This is a genomic window from Caballeronia sp. GAFFF1, from assembly GCF_023630705.1.
Lineage (GTDB): Bacteria > Pseudomonadota > Gammaproteobacteria > Burkholderiales > Burkholderiaceae > Caballeronia.
In genome coordinates this window covers 1-17,159 of record NZ_JALQEM010000018.1, presented here as the reverse complement: position 1 = coordinate 17,159, position 17,159 = coordinate 1, and the positions used below count along the sequence as shown (strand labels likewise).

Below are 17,159 nucleotides of genomic sequence, written 5' to 3'. Positions count from 1 at the left end.
CCTGCGCGCGCGGGTGCCTCTCGTTAGGGCTGCCCGTTGGGGGCGACGTAAGGCGACGTGGGCAGCGGGCCGCTCGGTCCGCCGAACGGCGAGTAGCTGTCGGGCGAAGGCATCGTTGTGAAGTCGGAGCCCGGCGCGGGCGCCCACAAGTCCGATGCCGCGCGCGGCGCCGACGCCGCCTGCGCGCCCGAAGCCGCAGCCGCTCCACGCTTTCTCGGCGGCGGCGTGATGATGTTCTGAATGGCGGCCACGCGCTGGCGCGTGAGCGGGCTCGTGGAGCCGAGCGACTGCGCGCGCTTGTACGATTCGCTCGCGAGCCGCAGATAAAGATCGCCGAGATTGTCGTAGGCGAGCGCATAGCCGGGATTCGCTTTCACGGCCGTTTCCAGCGCGACGCGCGCATCTTCGTAGCGGCCTTTCTTCGCGTACAGCGCGGCGAGATTGTTGTACGGCTCGGGCAACTCGGGATAGGCCTGCGTGAGCTCGGTGAACGCGGTGATGGCTTCGTCGTCACGATTGAGACGGGCGAGCACCGTCGCGCGCTTGAACTTCGCCTGCACGTCGCGCGGATGCGTGGCCAAGCGTGCGTCCAGTTGCGTGAGCGCGGCGTTCCAGTCCTTGCCGGCGATGGCGGCGTCGATCTGCGGCGTATCGTCCGCCGTGGCCGTCGATACCTGCGCGAGCGCCGCGTTCGACCAGCCGAAGCATGCGGCAATGCCGAAGACGGCGGCAGCGGCGGCGCGCGCGAGCGTCGCGGCGAAGCGTGGGCGGAAACGATCGGCAGCGGGCCGGCGAGAGAATTGCAGAGGCATGCGCGCGTGGGCGTGAGTCACTTGAATATGGGTCAAGGAAGGAGGCGGGAAGAAAGCGAAGATAGCCAAGATTGCGGAGCGCGGGCTGCGAACGACCCGCAAAGCGACTGCCGGGCGACGCGCGAAACACCATGAACGGCGGGGCCGAAAGCGAAGCACGAAGCACGCGTCACATTGCCCGCCGTGCGGCCGCCTGGAGGTTTCATGGGCTCAAATCCGGGTGTTATACTCCGACCCATTCTAACAAAAGGTCCGGACGTTCCGCGCACGCGTCTTGCACACGACATACGCTCGTGCCACGCGCTGCCGACATCGGACTGTCTTCGCCACTCGTGGCCGTCTCCGTCCTGGTCGCAAGACCGTCGTGTTCGCGCTCGCGTGTGCGTCTTCTTCGCCCCGCAAGATCGAGCACGCCGTTTGCGACTCAACGCACGGTTGGTTCCGGCACACGCACTGTCCTCTATGAATTCGCTGCGCATCTACAACACGCTCGCGCGTGACAAGCAACCCTTCACGCCGCTTCGCCCCGGCGAGGTACGCATGTATGTCTGCGGAATGACGGTCTATGACTATTGTCATATCGGTCATGCGCGCGTGATGGTGGTGTTCGATGTCGTGCAACGGTGGCTGCGCACGCTCGGCTACAAGGTCACGCACGTTCAGAACATCACGGACATCGACGACAAGATCATCCGTCGCGCGGTCGAGAACAACGAGCCGATCAAGTCGCTCACGCAGCGCTTCATCACGGCGATGCACGAAGACGCCGGTGCGCTCGGCGTCGCGCGCCCGGACCTCGAGCCGCGCGCCACCGACTTCATCCCGCAGATGCTCGGCATGATCGATGCGTTGGAGGCCAACGGCTACGCTTATCACGCGAAGGACGGCGACGTGAATTACGCAGTGCGCAAGTTCGCGGGCTACGGCAAGCTCTCGGGCAAGTCGCTCGAAGACTTGCGCGCGGGCGAGCGCGTCGCGGCCAACGATGCGAAGGAAGATCCGCTCGACTTCGTGTTGTGGAAGCGCGCGAAGGAGGGCGAGCCCGCGGACTCGGGCTGGGACTCGAAGTGGGGACGCGGCCGTCCGGGCTGGCATATCGAATGTTCGACCATGGCGTGCAAACTGCTCGGCGAACACTTCGACATTCACGGCGGCGGCCAGGACTTGCAGTTCCCGCATCACGAGAACGAGATCGCGCAAAGCGAAGGCGCGACCGGCCAGACCTTCGTGAACTACTGGATGCATAACGGCTTCGTGCAGATCGACAGCGAGAAGATGTCGAAGTCGCTCGGCAACTTCTTCACGATCCGCGAAGTGCTCGAAAAATTCGATGCCGAAGTGGTGCGCTTCTTTATTGCGCGGGCACACTATCGGTCGCCGCTGAACTACAGCGACGTGCATCTCGACGATGCAAGGAACGCACTGACGCGTCTATATACGGCGTTGAAGGATGTCGAGCCGGACAATCAGCAACTTGACTGGGACGAGGCGCACGCGCAGCGTTTCCAGTCTGCAATGAACGACGACTTCAACACGCCGGTGGCCGTGTCCGTGCTGTTCGATCTCGCAAGCGAAGTCAACCGCACGCGCGATGCCGCGCTTGCGCGCCAGTTGAAGGGCCTGGGCCAGGTGCTCGGTTTCTTCGGCCGCGAGCCGCGCGCCTTCCTGCAACAAGCAGGCGGCACCGCTGCGGCAGAGGGCCTGTCGCCGCAAGAGATCGAAGCGAAGATCGCCGAGCGCATCGCCGCTAAGCAGGCGAAGAACTATGCCGAAGCAGACCGGATTCGCGCCCAGTTGCTCGAAGCCGGGATTGCGCTTGAAGACAAACCGGGTGGGTCGACCGAATGGCGTCGCGTTTGAGAGCGAACCTTCGAACCCTCTGATCGACTCGCCAGGCAGGAGGCAAGATGGCAACGGCCAGGAAGACGCCGGTCAAGCGACCCGCGTCAGGAAGTGCTGCGTCGCCCGCAACGAAGCGGACGCGCGGTGCGCAATTGAACGCAACCACGCAGACAGAGAGTGCTTCTACCGCAGCGTCGCGCAAGACCGCGGTCAAGCGGGCATCGAAGGAAACGGCAGGCGCGCACGTGAACGGCGAGCGCCGCGTCAACGGCGAGCTCGTCTCCGCGCGGACGTCGAAGGCTGACATCGTGCCCGCGCCTGCGCCGCGAGCGAAGGGTAACGGCCGCGCATCCGCGAGCGATGCGGCGAACGCGCAATCGCTCGTCGCCGACAAGGAGCCGGGCGAAGTCGTCCGCAAGTCGCGCGTGGTCACGGCCGATGCCGCCGTGCCGGCGCAAGTGGGCGGCCTCACGCGCGAGATCGAGCGTCCCGATTACTGGGACAAAGCCTGCGCCGATCTCATGAAGCGCGACCGCATTCTCAAGAAGCTGATCCCGAAGTTCGGGCAGATGCATCTCGTCAATCTCGGCGATCCGTTCTCGACGCTCGCGCGTTCGGTCGCCGGACAGCAGATTTCGGTGGAGGCCGCGCAAGCCATCTGGGAGCGCGTGAAGACCGCGTGTCCGACGATCCTGCCGGCGGACTTCATCGCGCTCGGCGCGGAGAAGCTGCAAGGATGCGGCCTCTCGAAGCGCAAGACCGAGTACATCCTGGATCTTGCGCAGCACTTCGTCTCGGGGGCGCTGCACGTCGATACGTGGGCGTCGATGGACGATGAAGCCGTGATCGCCGAGCTCACGCAGATTCGCGGCATCGGCCGATGGACGGCGGAGATGTTCCTCATCTTCAACCTGTCGCGCCCGAACGTGCTGCCGCTCGACGACCTCGGCCTCATTCAGGCGATCAGCGTGAACTACTTCAGCGGCGAGCCGGTCACGCGCAGCGAAGCGCGCGAAGTCGCGGCGAACTGGGAGCCGTGGCGAACCGTCGCGACGTGGTACATGTGGCGCAGCCTGAACCCGATTCCCGCAGATCACTGATTCGCAAGCGCATTTGCCGGGCTATCGTTGATTTATAATTGATAGTTCCCGCGCGTTTTTAACAGGGACGGAGGCGGTTAGAATAGACGCCCTTGCGCCCCTGCCCGTTGTTCAAGGACTCGAACACATGAAGACCACGTTTCTGGATTTCGAGCAGCCGATCGCTGAACTCGAAGCGAAGATCGAAGAACTCCGCTTCGTTCAGGACGATTCCGCTGTCGACATCTCGGAAGAAATCGAGCGGCTGTCGAAGAAGAGCCAGCAGCTCACCAAAGATTTGTATGCCAACCTGTCGCCGTGGCAGGTTTCGCAAATCGCGCGCCATCCGCAGCGTCCGTACACGCTCGACTACGTGAACGAACTGTTCACCGACTTCCACGAGCTGCATGGCGACCGCTCTTTCGCGGACGACCTCGCTATTGTCGGCGGCTTCGCGCGTTTCAACGGCCAGCCGTGCATGGTGATCGGCCATCAGAAGGGCCGCGACACGAAGGAGCGCGCGCTGCGCAACTTCGGCATGCCGCGTCCGGAAGGCTATCGCAAGGCCGAGCGGCTCATGCGCCTGGCCGAGAAGTTCAGCATGCCCATCTTCACGTTCGTCGACACGCCGGGTGCGTATCCAGGCATCGGCGCGGAAGAGCGCGGCCAGTCCGAGGCCATCGGCCGCAATCTCTTCGTCATGGCCGAACTCAAGACGCCGATCATTACGACGATCATCGGCGAAGGCGGCTCGGGCGGCGCGCTGGCCATTGCCGTCGCCGACACGGTGATGATGCTGCAATTCTCCACGTATTCGGTCATCTCGCCGGAAGGCTGCGCGTCCATTCTGTGGAAGAGCGCGGCGAAGGCGCCCGAAGCGGCCGAGGCGCTCGGCCTGACCGCGCATCGGCTGAAGGCGCTCGGGCTCATCGACAAAATCGTGAACGAGCCGCTCGGCGGCGCGCACCGCGATCCCAAGGGCATGGCCGCGCTGCTGCGCCGCGCGCTCGCGGATTCGCTGCGTCAGTTCCAGGGCATGAGCATGCAGGATTTGCGCGATCGCCGCTTCGACAAGATCATGGCCTACGGCAAGTTCAAGGAATCGCTGCCCGGCGCATGATCGCGGCGTCCTGACTTTTTCCTTTTCCTTCTCTTCACGATTCTCGTGACATCCGACAGCGAAACCACGGCCGGCCGCCTCGTGCTCGAGGCGGTCCGCGCGGCAGTGGCCGATGCCGGACTCGCTGCTGATTCGCTGCTCGCCGTCGCACTGAGCGGCGGCCTCGATTCCACCGTTTTGCTCGATGCCGCCGTGCGCGTGTTCGGCGCGGCGCGCGTCGTCGCGTTCCATGTTCATCACGGGTTGAGTTCGAACGCCGATGCGTGGGCCGCGCACTGCCAGGCGTTCGCCGCATCGGTCGGCGTGCGTCACGTAGTACGCCACGTCGACGTCATGCGCGCGGGCGGCGAGAGCCTCGAAGCCGCCGCGCGCGACGCGCGTTATCGCGCGCTCGACGAACTCTGCGACGGGCACGGCGCGGCGGCGCTCCTGATCGCGCATCACGCCGACGATCAGGCGGAGACCGTGCTCCTGCAATTGCTGCGCGGCGCGGGCGTCGCGGGTCTCGCCGCAATGGCGCCGCAGCGGCTCGACGGCGCAAACGTGCCGCGCCTGCGGCCGCTCCTGCGGCTCTTGCGGGCGCAACTGGAGCAGTACGCGCACGAGCGCGATTTAAGCTGGATCGATGACGAATCGAACGCCGATACCCGCTATGCGCGCAACGCGCTGCGCCACGACGTGCTGCCGGTGCTCGCCGTGCATTTCCCCGGCTTTCGCGATGCGCTCGCGCGCACGGCGTCGCACGCGGCATCGGCGCAGCGGCTGCTCGACGATCTGGCGCGTCTCGACATGGACACCGCGCAGAGCGAAGACGAGGGCGCGCTCGCACTCGACGCGCTGCTCGCGCTCGACGACGAACGCGCCGTCAACGTGCTGCGCTACTGGATGCGCACGCGCGACTTGCCGGCTGCATCGACGGCGCGCGTCGCGGATATGCTGCGCCAGCTCCGGCACGCGGCCAACGCCCGCGACGGGCATGCGTTGCGCGTCGATCATGCGGGGCGGTGCCTGCGCGTGTATCGGAATGCGCTCTTCTGGGAGACGGGCGACAGCGCGGATGCGCCCGACCTCGATCAAGGCGCGGCGGTGCCGAAGGCGCCGAGCGAACTGCATTGGCAGGGCGATGAAGTCTGGCGGCTGCCGCAGTGGCGCGGCTCGTTCGTGTTCGAGCCGGCCGCGTTGCCCGGTGTCGATGTCGTCGCAGAGGGCTTGTTGCGCGCGGCGCCCATCGTCGCGCGCTCGCGCGCGGGTGGCGAGCGCATGCGCCTTTTCGCCGATGCGCCGAGCCGCACGCTCAAGAACCTGTTTCAGGAGCGCGGCGTGCCGGCGTGGAAGCGCGACGTGCCGCTGCTTTTCATTCGCGATGCGCTTCTCTTCGTGCCGCTCGTCGGCGTGAATCGCGAAGTGGCGCCGCAGACGGCGAATGCGCCGTTGCGCCGTATCGTCTGGCGGCCGGACTTGCTGCTGGCCTGAAACATAGGACCGAGGGGCTTCGGCGAGAAGCCGGTAAAATAAGGCGCGCCGCCGTCCAATCTTGAAATTTCGGCCTCGATCGGGTACCGTAACTCGTTTGCCCGCCACGCGCTCTGCGCGGCATCTCCGTTCAAAAGACGCGAATTTCGCCCGTGATGCGCCGCTTGCGCCCCTTTGCGCGCATTAGTCACTCTACGAGTGCGACGCCCCAGGCGGGCATGCGGCGGCACCCGCGTATCGTTGCTGGCTTTTCTTATCCCCGAAGCCGTCGAGCGCAACGCCATAGCAACACGAGCAGCACGCATCGAGCGCGTCAGCGCGGTTTTCCCTTCTGTTCAAAACGACAATGGCACTCATCGTACACAAATACGGCGGCACTTCGATGGGCTCGGTCGAGCGCATCAAGAACGTCGCCAAGCGCGTCGCCAAATGGCACAAGGCCGGCCACCGAATGGTCGTCGTGCCCTCGGCGATGTCCGGCGAAACTAACCGCCTGCTCGGTCTTGCAAAAGACATCACGGCGAATCCGGACCCGCGCGAACTCGACATGATTGCCTCCACAGGCGAGCAGGTGAGCGTCGGACTCCTCGCCATCGCGCTGCACGCCGAAGGCCTCGACGCCGTGAGCTATGCCGGCTGGCAGGTGCCCATCAAGACGGACAGCGCGTTCACGAAGGCGCGCATCAGCGAAATCGACGGCGAACGCGTGCTGAAAGACCTCGACGCGGGCAAGGTCGTGGTCATCACGGGTTTTCAGGGCGTTGATCCGGAAGGCCATATCGCCACGCTCGGGCGCGGCGGCTCGGACACATCGGCGGTCGCCATCGCGGCGGCGCTGAACGCGGACGAGTGTTTGATCTATACCGACGTCGACGGCGTCTACACGACCGACCCGCGCGTCGTCGAAGAGGCGCGCCGGCTGGATCGTGTGACCTTCGAGGAAATGCTGGAAATGGCGAGCCTCGGCTCGAAGGTCCTGCAGATCCGCTCGGTGGAATTTGCCGGCAAGTACCAGGTGAAGACGCGGGTGCTGTCCAGCCTGACTGATCCGCTCATGCCGCTCGAAGCCGAAATGCATTCGGGCACCCTGATTACTTTTGAAGAAGACGAGAACATGGAAAAGGCAGTTATCTCCGGCATCGCGTTCCAGCGCGACGAAGCGCGCATCGCGGTCATGGGCGTGCCCGACAAGCCGGGCGTCGCGTATCAGATTCTCGGTCCGGTGGCCGATGCGAACATCGACATCGACATGATCATTCAGAACCAGAGCGTGAACGGCAAGACCGACTTCACATTCACGGTGGGCCGGGGCGACTACCAGCGCGCGCTAGAAATCCTGAACGGCCAGGTGAAGGGCCACGTGAACGCGGAAACCGTGCTGGGCGATCCGAAGGTGTCGAAGGTATCGGTCGTGGGCGTGGGCATGCGCTCGCACGTGGGCATTGCGAGCACGATGTTCCGCACGTTGTCGGAAGAGGGCATCAACATCCAGATGATCTCGACTTCTGAAATCAAGATTTCCGTGCTGATCGACGAGAAGTACACCGAGCTCGCGGTTCGCGCGTTGCACAAGGCGTTCGAGCTGGATCGCGGCTGACCGGCTGGGCAGGCGGCTTCGTACTCTTGGCACTGTTGCGGTTCGGCTGTCGGCGAGATTCGAATTTGATCGATTGGAAAAAATCGTCATGCGAATTTGACCGCTGCGGCTGAACAGGCTATTATCTCGATCTCGTTGCACTGCACTCCCGGTGCAACGAAAAGTTTGGGAGACGTGGCCGAGAGGTCGAAGGCACTCCCCTGCTAAGGGAGCATCTGGCTAAAAACTGGATCGAGGGTTCGAATCCCTCCGTCTCCGCCAGTGGTAGGAGAAAAGCCCCGCAAGTCGAAAGACTTGTGGGGCTTTTTGTTTTGGGGCGACGGCACTCGGTTACGTTCACCGTGCAGCAAAACGCGCGATCGTCTTGTCCTGTGCGCGTCGACGTTGTTCTGGGCGGTAGACGGCCGTCGGAACCGACTCTTCGCCCGCCTCGCAGTCCCTGACCCTAAGCTCGGTCTACGGTGCCGTTTTTCTATTCATTTAGGGCTATTCCTATAGCGACGGCATAGCCCGTGCGTTGCAATGCCGCATCTCCATCTTTGCAAGCAATAAGGATAACGAAGGATGAAAGATGCAAACGGCCGCGACGCCGCGCGCCTTGGCGACAAGACCACACACGGCGGCGTAGTGATTGAAGCAGCGCACGATTTCAAACACCTCGGCATTCCCGTTGCGCTCGATCAACACCTGACGGAGTGCCCGAAGTGCGGTGGCACCTTCCCTATCGAGGCGACCGGCAAGATGACGCATAAGGGGCGACGTGTCGCGTATATCGGCGACTCGACCGCCTGCGGCGCGGTTCTGATCAGGGCGTGAGGCTACCACCATGTTCGAACCACTACAGGGCCGCACTCTCAAGGTGAAATGCGAGGCGCTGCCTACATGGGGCGGCGGCGATATTCTCCTGCCTCAGCGCGTACAAGGCACCGAAACGCTCGGCGAGCTTTTCGAATACCGCGTCGATTTTGCCACCCTCGATAGTCCGACGTTTCGGCTCTACAAGGCTCGTGAGCTTATCAAGCCGGACGATTACATTGGTAAAACGATAAAAATCCTCGTTGAATTCGAGGGCAAAGGAACGTTCATTCCGGGTTTACCCGGAAATCAGGGCGCGGGCAATGTCGGCGCGGGCGTGCGCACGGTAGAGGGCATCATTACCGAAGTCCAGCAGATCGGCAGTGACGAGCGGCGCGCGTATTATCAGTTCACGGTTAGGCCGTGGCTCTGGCTTTTGAGCCAGAATAAAGAGAATCGAGTATTCCAAAACGTCACGGTTTTAGAGGCTACCGAGGCCGTCTTAACGGCCACTAAATATAAATTTCCGTGGAAAACCCGTCTTGCCGCGGTCTTGCTGAATAACAACATCTTTCCAAAGCGGGATTACATTCGCCAGTTCTGGCAGAGTGATTATGATTTTCTCATTCAGCTATGGAGTGAATGGGGAATCTATTATCACTTCGACGGCATGACGTTGATGCTATGCGACTCGCCCGGTTCGCACAAAGACCACAAGAACGCATACGACACGATTCTCTTTCATGCGCCCGAGGATAAGCGCATCGACGAAGAGCATATTCATAGCCTGCGCGTGTCCCGCCAAATCACGGCGGGCAACGTCACGCTCAACGACTACGACTACACGCGCTCGAACGGCACGTTCTTGGTGAACAGGTCCGATCACAGTAAATCGTCTTTCGACAACATCAAGCAATATCATTGGGGCGACTACACGCAGCCGCTCGCGGGCGCGATGGGGCTAGACGGCCAGCCGAACGACTTTCGCAACGAGGGCGAATATCTGGCGTGGGTGCGCGTCGAGTCGATGCGTTGCGAAGGCTTGCGCGCGTATGGCTCGGCCAACGCGCGCGGCATGATGACGGGCAGACGGTTCCGGCTAGAGGGCCACCCGCAACCGGAGGTCAACCGCGAATATCTCGTTGTCTCGACGTCAATCGACGTGCGCAATCCCGACGAGCTTACCGCCACGCCAGGCAGCAATGCGCAGTACCACTGCAAGACCGATTTCGTCGTGCAGCCCGCCAATGCCTTCTTCAAGCTCAAGCCGAAGGACAAGCCGCGCGCGTACCCCGAGACGGCGGTGGTAACGGGACCGAAGGATCAACCGATTTGGCTCGATGCCTACGGGCGCATTCGATGCCAGTTCAAATGGGACCGGCTCGGCGAGAACGACCAGAATTCGAGCTGCTGGTTACGTGTGTCGCTGCCGTGGCACGGCGGGCCGCATAGTTTGATTTCGGTGCCGCGTGTCGGCGACGAGATCACCGTTGGCTATCACGAGGGCGACCCGGACAAGCCGTTCGTGATGGCGAGCAAGGTGAATGAGTTCAATCCGCCGCCGTTCAGGCTGCCGAAAAACATGGCGCTGACGGGGCTGGTGAGTCACGCGTTCGAAGGTCAGGGACACAACGTTGTCGTGACCGATGACACGCCCGGCAAGCAGCAAGTGCAGGTGGCGAGCGATCAGGCGAATTCGCGGCTTGTGCTTGGGTATAACACCCGCATTACCTACGGCGACGGACGCCAGCAGGCGCGCGGCCTCGGCTGGGAGTTAGCGACGGATGCGTGGGGCGTGTTGCGGGCGAATCAGGGCATGCTCGTCACCACCGAGGCGCGGGACGGGGCGACCGCCCCGGCGAGGGACATCGGCGAGACCGTCGCGCGGCTCACGCAGGCGCGCGACATTCACGAGAGCTTGGCGGAACTTGCGCAGCAACACGGCGCGCAAGGCACCAGCGGCAACCAGTCGGACGTTGCGAAGACCATCAAAGCGGCGAACGACGAGTTGCGCGGCACCGGCACGGCCAACATGGATAGAGGCGAGTTTCCCGAGTTCGCCGCGCCGCATCTGGCCTTGGCAAGTCCGGCTGGCATTCAAACGACGACGGCGGGCAGTACGCACCTTGCGAGCGACCAGGACCTTGCGGTAACGACCGGAAGGCATATCAGTTTTGCGGCGGCGCGCTCGTTCTTCGCGAGTGTCGTGAATAGCTTCGCGCTCTTCGTGCAGCAGGCCGGGATAAAACTCGTCGCGGCGGCGGGAAAAATCCGTATCGAGGCACAGACCGACAGCGCGCAGATCATCGCGAGGCAGAACGCGGAGATCATTAGCTCCGATGGCTGGATCAATCTAACCGCCGCCAAAGGCGTTCGCATCAACGGCGGCGGCAGTGTCATCGAGATTAGTCCGCAAGGGTTGATCGGATACACCAACGGCGCGTTCCTCGTCCATGCCGCGAGCCATGCGACGGAAGCACCGCAATCCTTTCCTCCTGCGTTTCCCTGCACTTCATCCGTGGAGAAGCGGACTCTGAACCACCTGTATCGCGACGACGAACCGGTCCAAGGCGCGGATTTTCACATCCTATATGACGATGGCGCGACGTTCAGTGGCGCACTCGATAGCTCGGGCAATGCCGACTTGACCGTCGCTCCCGTCGGATCCGGGCGCGTCAAGTTCGGCCCTGACGTACGCGACTGGCAAGTCAGGGCGCACGACGCTAACCCCGGCTACAAAACAACGTGGACCGAAGACGACTTTCGGCAATCTGCAAACAAAAATATTGAATGAATCTATGGCAAGTCAAGCGACTAACAACAACCCGGCTGAGACTAGGATCGGCGCAATCGAAGTTGGCAAGATGATTTGGAACAATGCGGCAGCAGTGGGCCAATGGTTGGGGGGCGCAGTCTCCGGTGAGTTCAACAAGCAGCAGACGATAGGACAGATCGCCTTTGATGCCGTGGTGAGCATGTTCCCCATTCTAGGCGAGGGTACGTCAGCAAGAGATGCTATCGCCATCTCTCTGGACATGTGCCAGGACGACCGGAAATTGAAAGACCACTGGGAATGGATAAAGCTGGTGCTTTGCGTCATCGCAATCGTACCGCTTGTAGGCGGTATCTTGAAAGGTGCTGGCAAACTCGTCGTCCGTGCATTCGAGAACGGAGAAGACCTAGCAAAGGTTGCCAGTGATGTCATCTTGTTTCTTAACCGAATGGGAGTCGGAAATTCATACAGGTGGCTGCAAGCACTAGATTTCACTCGTTACCAAAGCAAAGTACTAGCCGGAATCGCGGAGTTGATCGATCGCTTGGTTCGTTGGTGCCAGTTCGTTGTGGGCGAAATGCGGCCTGTTCTGCCGGCACGAGTAGTCGAGTACATGTCGGCACTTCCGCCGAAACTGATGAACATCAGGAAGGCGGCTGACCGGATGGTGCCCCAGGCACTTAAGGAACTGAACGACTGCTTGTTCCGCGTACGTGCGCATTTGGTCGAGGGAACATGGGCGGATATAAAGGTTGGCGGTCGCAATGTCACGACGCGCGAAGCAGAGGGAAGGCTAGCGGCGGGAGCGCACGACGTGGCAAACGTCCCACATCCCAAAGCGACGATGGATCAGTTCCACGCTACAGAGGGATGGCCTGATTTGAGGGATGACCGATTCACCATTGTAGGGGAAGACGAACAAAGGATATACGCAAAGATTGAGAGTTTCTCCCGTAACGCGCCAATCGTGGCAAAGACTTTGTCTCCTGGAGAAACCCATATTTTCCGCGTCATTCAACTTGATCGGCCGAAATGGACGAAGAGCGGCGAATACTGGTTGCCTCGTATGCCAATCAACGGTAAGGATTGGCGCGAAGGTTGGGCCGTGCTGTATTCGTGGAACACGAACGGCGGCTTTGTGGAATTGACTCACATACCGTCTGCCGAAGAACTTGCACGACTTGGAGTGGAGGTTCCATCTGACTGGTCCGGTCTGCGCGCGTGGAGTGGCTTGGTGTCAAGTCAGTTCGATGACAAACTCGGCCGCTACTGGTCCGGGGGTGAAACGCAACTTTTCATAGACTTCAAGCACGCTCACAACAAGGTTCTTCTCGACTATGTGCAGGCCCTTGTCACCAAGCGAACAGGATGGACGGATGTAAACGTGGCAGCGGTGCTTAAAGCTGTCGTCACGCCGATGGAGAAGGGCGAGACCGCCGCGAAGACGGTACCGCAGGGATATACAAGCCGCATCCCGACGTCTACCGATAAGCGGTAGCCACGGGCGCGACGCTGCAACATTGAGGACTTTTGCGATGTCAGCTTTTACGTTTGTAGCAGGCAAGAACGACGACGATGCGCGCGCCCGAGCGTTCTATCTGCTTCAAAAATACACTAGTGCTACTTTGCTTCAGCGCGCTATCGACCTTTACCGCGAGTTCCTTCGGGATTTTGAGCGAGAGGTCAAAAGGCCGGAGAACGCTAAAGATTCGATGCAGAGTTCATATCAGCAGGATTTGGTGTTTTTCCTGCAGTACCTGCAACCAATGGAGTTCGCCGAGCCGTTGCTTGCCAACGCTTCCCGAAGGACGGAGGCGTTTGCGCTAATGCGGGAGGCTCGTCGTTTCGATCCCTTCATATGGGGGCGCCGATACCAAGAATCCGGGGCTAGCGAGCCGGGTTCCATATTCCATGATCTCGGCTATCGTTACACTTCCCACGAATCCATCGGGACATTCGCGAAGGCCGCAACGTCATCATCGCTGATCTTTGTATGTATGGCGACTCTCTTCAAGCGGGCGCGCGTCTATTTTAGCCAGCCTTTGCATTCCGCACACAGTGCGATGTGTTGGACCTACGACAGCGTCTTCTTCGACGAGTTGCCGATTAATTACGTACCTCCTATCGTCTTTCCCTCGCGCATACCTTCCTGCCCTCCAAGAAACGAAAGCAACGAAGGCCAAATATGGAGCGAAGATACTATCCCCGTCACAGGCATCTGGGAGCCGTGGCCTGTCAACGCCAAAACTGGCCCGCGCTGTCCCAACTATTACATTGCCGGCGACACCGCAAATCAATATCAGATGGAAGGAACAGACACTCTTGAACGTGTTCGCTGGCGCTTGATCTGGAAGGATACCCGGTATGCGGACGGAACCATCCCTTATGAAGAACGAGACTATTTCGCGCCGCCCCCACCTGTTGTTCGCAATCGCCGCTTGCTAACTGCTCGTCCAGGCGATTCTTGCCCGCGCAGCGGCGAATGGTTCTCTCACCACCTGAACCGGCGCGTGAATGTGAAAGCCGGTGAGCAGATGCCCGGACCGGAGCGTAGCAAAACCGGCGCGGTGATCTGGTATCTGGAACTTGATGATTAATCGGTTTGCCACGGAGGCTCAGACTGCCACCTCGATTCGCGGACCAAAGGACGGGTCCGGCTACGCAAAGCGGCTCGCGCTCACAGGAGTGCGCCGCCGGATTGCTCGGCGCTACCAACGCGCGATTCCTCGTCCATGCCGCCGATCACCAGACCGACGGCCCGCAATCCACGCCCCTCATGTTCCCGCCGAAGTCGTACACCGACACGTCGTCCCTGTCGCATCTGTATCACGACGACGAACCGGTTCAGGGAGCCAAGTTCGAGATTCACTACGACGACGGCAAACGCTACAGCGGCACGTTAGACGGTTCTGGGCATGCCGATCTGAGCGGCGCACCTGTGGGCGTCGGCCGAATTCAAGTCGGGCCGGATTCTCGCCCGTTGCAGGTCAAGGCTAACGACGCGAACCCGGGCTACAAGTCACGCTGGGGCGAAGGTGACTTCGATGCATCCGCAAAGAGACAGAACAACGGTCGAGTATGAGTGACATCATAGTGAGCAATCCCGCAGAAAACCGCATTGGGGCAATCGAGACGGGAAAGCTGATATGGGCCAATGCTGCCGCTGTAGGCGGATGGATCGGCACCGCACTGAAGGGGGAATTCGGCAAACAGCAGACGACTGGTCAGATTTTCTTCGATGCAGCGATCAGCATGTTCCCCGTCCTGGGAGAAGGGACGGCGGCGCGCGATACCATCGCGCTCGTCATGCATATGGCTGACGATCCAAAGGCGGTGGAGGACAAATGGACGTGAATCAAATTGGTCCTTTGCCTCATTGTTATCGTCCCGCTGTTTGGAGGCATCCTCAAGGGCGTAGGAAAGCTGGTGGTCCGCGCAGCTGAAAAGTCAGAAGACCTGGTCAAGCTGGCCGAAGAGATCGTCCGGTTCGTGAATCGGATGTGCCACGGTAACGCCTATGAATGGCTGCGCAAGCTCGACTTCACTGCACACCAGGACAAGATTCTCGCTGGATTGACTGAAGCGCTGGACCGCTTATCGCGGGCTTGTCAGTACGTCGTGCGCAACATGGCGAGCGTACTGCCTTCGCGTGTCATCACGTATCTGTCGGGCTTGCCTGCCAAACTTCCGCCGATCCGCAATGCAGCCAACCGGATGATTCCCCAGGCGCTGCGTGACCTGAACGAGTGCCTTGCCCGCGTGCGCGCGCATATGGTCGAGGGCACCTGGGCGGATATATCGTTCGGCGCGGGCAAGGTTACGACGCGTGAAGCCGAGGGGCAGCTTTCGACGCTGGCGCGCGACGCAGGAAAGGCTGCACATCCGCCAGCGACAGTTGCCGACTATCAACATGTAGAAGGGTGGCCGAATTTGGCAGACGAGCCACACATAGCGTTTGATAGAGCGACCAAACAAATCACTTATACAGTCATCGAGTCATTCAGCGAGCAGGCACCCATTGAAGCCGCAACGCTTGCGCCGGGAAAGTACGATCTAGCGCGCGTGTTGGACAACACGACGCGCACCACCAAATCGGGCTATAAGTTGAAGGGCATGCTTTCAACTAGAACCAAGCGTTCCCCGAACTGGTTGCCACGCATGGCGGAAAACGGGCGCGAATGGCGGGAGAAGTGGGCCGTCAAGATGGATTGGAACCACAACGGGGCGTACATCCGCCTGGATCATATTCCGACCCGCGCCGAACTTGTCGAAATGGGCGTCACTGAGATCCCGGCGGACTGGGACGGGCTGCGTATCTGGAAGGGAACGGTGTCGAGCCAGTACGACGAAGAATTGGGACGATGGCTCGAAGGTGGCGAGACGCAATACTTCATCGATTTTAGTCACTCCTATAACAAGGTGCTCGAGGACTACGTCAAGAAATTAATGGCGATGCCGACTAAGTGGAACGATGTGATTTTCTCACCGGTGGACCGGGCGGCGGTTCGCCCGCTGGATGAAGGTCAGGTTCTGCCGAAAACCGTGCCGCAAGGCTATACGAATCGTGCGCCAGCGGTTGCTGGTCACGCATTGCCCGGTCGCGACAGCGCACAACCGCAACACTGAGGATTATCGATATGTCCGCCTTTTTGTATGTCGCAGGGAAAAACGACGACAAGGCGCGAGACCGCGCTTTTTACCTGCTCAAGAAATACACGAGCGCCACGCTGCTGCGGCACGCGATTGAGCTTTATCGCGAATTCCTACGTGAGTTCGAGCGTGAAATCGCACGGCCCGAAGTCGAGATCGACTATAGCGATGACCTTGTTCGGTTCATGCGGTTTCTGCAACCGATGGAATACGCTGAACCACTGTTGACGAATGCCGAACGCCGCCCGGAGGCGTTTGCTCTCTTGCGCGACGGGCTTGCTTTTCATGCCTACATATGGGGACGAAAATACGAAGAACTTGGGGCAGACGATCCGAGCGATCTGTTCTATGAGATTGGTTATCGCAAGCCTGCGCATGAGTCTTTAGGAACCTTCGGCAAAGCGAATCTTTCTGCGGATTTTATGTCCTTGCTTTATGGGACGCTCAATAAGAAGGGAAGAATCTATTTCAGTCGGCCAATCGCTGGGTCTCGGTCGGCAATGTGCTGGAAATATGAAAGCATCTTCTTCGACGCGCTATCATTCAACGGCATACCTTCGATTCGCTTTCCTCCACAGTTCGCTAATTGCCCACAGCCTAACGAAGACACTACAGGCGAGGTGTGGAGCGGCCGCAAGATACCTGTGACGGGCATTTGGGAACCTTGGGCCATTGATCCAAAGATCGGCGTTCGTTGTCCGAACTATTATCTTGCTGGTGATACCGCCAGCCAGTACCAGTTCGAAGGCACTGACACGCTAGAAGACGTTCGCTGGCGCTTGATCTGGAAGGATACCCGGTACGCGGACGGAACCATCCCTTATGAGGAGCGCGAGTATTTCGCGCCGCCTCCTCGAGTGGTTCGCAATCGCCGCTTGCTCACGGCTCATCCAGGCGATTCTTGCCCGCGAAGCGGCGAATGGTTCTCTCACCACCTGAACCGGCGCGTGAATGTGAAAGCCGGTGAGCAGATGCCCGGACCGGAGCGTAGCAAAACCGGCGCGGTGATCTGGTATCT

Annotated in this window: 14 protein-coding genes and 1 tRNA gene; 14 read left to right on the top strand and 1 reads right to left on the bottom strand. The window is 60.7% G+C overall.

What is annotated here, in order from left to right; all coding sequences use genetic code 11:
• Positions 1-23: 23 nt before the first annotated feature.
• Positions 24-812: a tetratricopeptide repeat protein gene (locus tag NCR37_RS08400; protein WP_250472598.1), complete on the bottom strand. Its 789-nt coding sequence runs from the start codon at positions 810-812 to the stop codon at positions 24-26.
• A gap of 462 nt (positions 813-1,274) precedes the next feature.
• Between NCR37_RS08400 and cysS the strand changes: the two genes are divergently transcribed.
• From cysS to NCR37_RS08330, 14 genes are all read left to right on the top strand, one after another.
• Positions 1,275-2,672, top strand: a complete 1,398-nt coding sequence (cysS, locus tag NCR37_RS08395) for a cysteine--tRNA ligase (RefSeq protein ID WP_250472597.1) — start codon at positions 1,275-1,277, stop codon at positions 2,670-2,672.
• Between the two features lie 47 nt (positions 2,673-2,719).
• A complete protein-coding gene (locus tag NCR37_RS08390) occupies positions 2,720-3,754 on the top strand; it encodes a DNA-3-methyladenine glycosylase family protein (protein ID WP_250472596.1) in 1,035 nt (344 codons plus the stop codon).
• 127 nt (positions 3,755-3,881) lie between these two features.
• Positions 3,882-4,853 (top strand): acetyl-CoA carboxylase carboxyltransferase subunit alpha, encoded by a 972-nt coding sequence (locus tag NCR37_RS08385; protein ID WP_175944164.1) that lies wholly within the window; start codon positions 3,882-3,884, stop codon positions 4,851-4,853.
• Positions 4,854-4,898: 45 nt separating this feature from the next.
• Positions 4,899-6,326, top strand: a complete 1,428-nt coding sequence (gene tilS / locus NCR37_RS08380; protein WP_250472595.1) for a tRNA lysidine(34) synthetase TilS — start codon at positions 4,899-4,901, stop codon at positions 6,324-6,326.
• Between the two features lie 346 nt (positions 6,327-6,672).
• Complete coding sequence (locus tag NCR37_RS08375) at positions 6,673-7,923, top strand: aspartate kinase (protein WP_250472594.1); 1,251 nt, start codon at positions 6,673-6,675, stop codon at positions 7,921-7,923.
• Positions 7,924-8,091: 168 nt separating this feature from the next.
• Positions 8,092-8,184, top strand: a tRNA-Ser gene (locus tag NCR37_RS08370).
• A 303-nt stretch (positions 8,185-8,487) separates the two neighbouring features.
• Complete coding sequence (locus tag NCR37_RS08365) at positions 8,488-8,739, top strand: PAAR domain-containing protein (RefSeq protein WP_250472593.1); 252 nt, start codon at positions 8,488-8,490, stop codon at positions 8,737-8,739.
• A gap of 10 nt (positions 8,740-8,749) precedes the next feature.
• Complete coding sequence (locus NCR37_RS08360) at positions 8,750-11,512, top strand: type VI secretion system Vgr family protein (RefSeq protein WP_250472592.1); 2,763 nt, start codon at positions 8,750-8,752, stop codon at positions 11,510-11,512.
• Positions 11,513-11,516: 4 nt separating this feature from the next.
• Entirely contained in the window at positions 11,517-12,989 is a 1,473-nt protein-coding gene (locus NCR37_RS08355) for a hypothetical protein (RefSeq protein ID WP_250472591.1), read from the top strand.
• A gap of 37 nt (positions 12,990-13,026) precedes the next feature.
• Entirely contained in the window at positions 13,027-14,088 is a 1,062-nt protein-coding gene (locus NCR37_RS08350) for an Imm71 family immunity protein (RefSeq protein WP_250472590.1), read from the top strand.
• Between the two features lie 101 nt (positions 14,089-14,189).
• Entirely contained in the window at positions 14,190-14,573 is a 384-nt protein-coding gene (locus tag NCR37_RS08345) for a hypothetical protein (protein ID WP_250472589.1), read from the top strand.
• Complete coding sequence (locus NCR37_RS08340) at positions 14,570-14,845, top strand: hypothetical protein (protein ID WP_250472588.1); 276 nt, start codon at positions 14,570-14,572, stop codon at positions 14,843-14,845. The genes NCR37_RS08345 and NCR37_RS08340 overlap by 4 nt, the downstream gene beginning before the upstream one ends.
• 72 nt (positions 14,846-14,917) lie before the next feature.
• A complete protein-coding gene (locus tag NCR37_RS08335) occupies positions 14,918-16,117 on the top strand; it encodes a hypothetical protein (protein ID WP_250472587.1) in 1,200 nt (399 codons plus the stop codon).
• Positions 16,118-16,128: 11 nt separating this feature from the next.
• On the top strand, positions 16,129-17,159 hold a 1,031-nt coding region (locus NCR37_RS08330; RefSeq protein ID WP_250472586.1), incomplete at its 3' end, for an Imm71 family immunity protein.

Bases quoted from the DNA above. Each gene is read 5' to 3' on its own strand.
- NCR37_RS08375 (WP_250472594.1), top strand. From the start codon at position 6,673: ATGGCACTCATCGTACACAAATACGGCGGCACTTCGATGGGCTCGGTC.
- NCR37_RS08340 (WP_250472588.1), top strand. From the start codon at position 14,570: ATGAGTGACATCATAGTGAGCAATCCCGCAGAAAACCGCATTGGGGCA.
- NCR37_RS08400 (WP_250472598.1), bottom strand. From the start codon at position 812: ATGCCTCTGCAATTCTCTCGCCGGCCCGCTGCCGATCGTTTCCGCCCA.
- NCR37_RS08360 (WP_250472592.1), top strand. From the start codon at position 8,750: ATGTTCGAACCACTACAGGGCCGCACTCTCAAGGTGAAATGCGAGGCG.
- NCR37_RS08365 (WP_250472593.1), top strand. From the start codon at position 8,488: ATGAAAGATGCAAACGGCCGCGACGCCGCGCGCCTTGGCGACAAGACC.
- cysS (WP_250472597.1), top strand. From the start codon at position 1,275: ATGAATTCGCTGCGCATCTACAACACGCTCGCGCGTGACAAGCAACCC.
- NCR37_RS08390 (WP_250472596.1), top strand. From the start codon at position 2,720: ATGGCAACGGCCAGGAAGACGCCGGTCAAGCGACCCGCGTCAGGAAGT.
- NCR37_RS08355 (WP_250472591.1), top strand. From the start codon at position 11,517: ATGGCAAGTCAAGCGACTAACAACAACCCGGCTGAGACTAGGATCGGC.
- NCR37_RS08350 (WP_250472590.1), top strand. From the start codon at position 13,027: ATGTCAGCTTTTACGTTTGTAGCAGGCAAGAACGACGACGATGCGCGC.
- NCR37_RS08385 (WP_175944164.1), top strand. From the start codon at position 3,882: ATGAAGACCACGTTTCTGGATTTCGAGCAGCCGATCGCTGAACTCGAA.